Annotated in this window: 2 protein-coding genes and 1 pseudogene; 2 read left to right on the forward strand and 1 reads right to left on the reverse strand. The window is 72.6% G+C overall.

Annotated elements, in window-relative coordinates; genetic code table 11:
• Positions 1 to 493: GNAT family N-acetyltransferase (locus ABZ281_RS48330; RefSeq protein WP_356665101.1), on the forward strand; the 493-nt coding region annotated here is incomplete at its 5' end.
• Positions 494 to 617: 124 nt separating this feature from the next.
• Here ABZ281_RS48330 and ABZ281_RS48335 read toward each other — a convergent pair.
• Positions 618 to 775, reverse strand: a pseudogene (locus tag ABZ281_RS48335) (IS982 family transposase); the annotation flags it as partial.
• Between the two features lie 136 nt (positions 776 to 911).
• Between ABZ281_RS48335 and ABZ281_RS48340 the strand changes: the two are divergent.
• On the forward strand, positions 912 to 1,692 hold a 781-nt coding region (locus ABZ281_RS48340; RefSeq protein WP_356665103.1), incomplete at its 3' end, for an NAD(P)-dependent oxidoreductase.

The raw sequence follows: 1,692 nt of genomic DNA on the forward strand, positions 1-1,692 counted from the left end.
GTTCACGCCCGGGCCCGAGGAGACGCTGATGATCGGCGAGGCCGCCGGCCTGGCCCTCGACGCCGCACCGCCCGAGGGGGTGCGCGTCGTGCCGGTCACCGACCCGGTGGGCGTCGATCTCGTGGCCGACGTGCACGAGAAAGCGTTCGGTGCGGACAGCTCCTGGCTCCGCCGCCAGCTCCTCGCCCGGCTGTCGGCCGCCCCGGACACGGTGGTCGCCGTCGTGGCGATGGCCGGCGACGAGCCGGTCAGCGCGGCCCGAATGGAGCTCGTGCCCGGCACACCCTTCGCCGGCCTGTGGGGCGGCGGCACCGTGCCGGGCCGGCGCGGCCGCGGCATCTACCGCACTCTGGTGGCCCACCGCGCCCGCGCCGCCGCGACCCGCGGCTACCGCTACCTCCAGGTCGACGCTTCCAGCCAGAGCCGGCCGATCCTGGAACGGCTCGGCTTCGTGCCGCTGACGACCACGACACCGTACGCGTACGCGTCCTAGTAGGGCTTGGTCAGGTCGGTGCGCGGGTGGGTATGTCGCGGTTGCAGGTGGGGCAGGCGCCGGTCCAGGTTGCGAGGAGTGTCTGAAGCTCGCGGACGACTTGGTAGAGGCTCAGGCCGGCGCGCAGCGCCGACATGACCGCGAGCGTGACCAGTTCGGCGTCACTGAGTCTGGGCGCGATCCCGACCGCCGGCCGCCACGGGGCCAGCCACGGCGAAGCCTTCAACTCATCGTCGATCCGGGCAAGAGTGCCGTTGCGAGGGCGTCCAGGTCTTTCGTCACACATCGACATTGGGCGCCCTCGCTCCATGTCCGCAGGCGAACCCTTGGACTCATTCATCTAGTCGAGCGTGGACGCGGATGTCGCCGCCGTGCGGGGTGATGTCACATCCGTGCCCGCGCGATCCGTCGCACTGTCATGACGACGAACGAGAAGAGCCAGCGCATCCTCCTCGCCGGCGCGAGCGGCGTCCTCGGCAGGCACATCGCGCACGCCCTGACCGAGGCGGGCCACAAGGTCACCGGTCTCGGCCGGAGCGGGGAGAACGGCATCCGGGCCGACCTCATGGACCGTGAGGCACTGTTGCGCGCGGTCGACGGCCACCGCTTCGACACCGTGATCCACGCCGCGACCGCCCTGCGCAAGCCACCCATGCGCGACAGCGACATGTACGCCACCGACGCGCTGCGCATCCAGGGCACCGCCCACCTGGTCGAGGCCGCCCGCGTCACCGATGCCCGCCGCTTCGTCGTGGAGTCGATGGTCTTCGGCTACGGCTACGGCGACCACGGCGACCGCCCGCTCACCGAGGACGACGACCCCTTCGGCCCGCCCGGCCGCACACCACGGCTGGAACGGCACATCGCGGGGATGCGGACCAAGGAGCGGCTCGCCTTCGACACGGAGGGGCTGGAGGGCGTCGCGCTCCGCTTCGGCTGCTTCTACGGCCCCGGCGGCACCGACGCCCTGTTGCCCCTGCTGCGCAAGCGGCAGCTCCCCGTGCCCGGCGACCGGGGCCGCGTGCTGCCGTGGGTGGAACTCACCGATGCCGCCCGCGCGGTGGTCGCCGCCGTGGAGCGCGGTCGGCCGGGGCAGGCCTACAACATCGCGGACGACACCCCGATGGGCTTCCGCGCCCACGTCGAGGCCGTGGCCCGCACCTTCGGACTGCCGAAGCCGATGACCGTGCCGCTGTGGC

It is taken from the genome of Streptomyces sp. NPDC006265, from assembly GCF_040613555.1.
GTDB lineage: Bacteria > Actinomycetota > Actinomycetes > Streptomycetales > Streptomycetaceae > Streptomyces.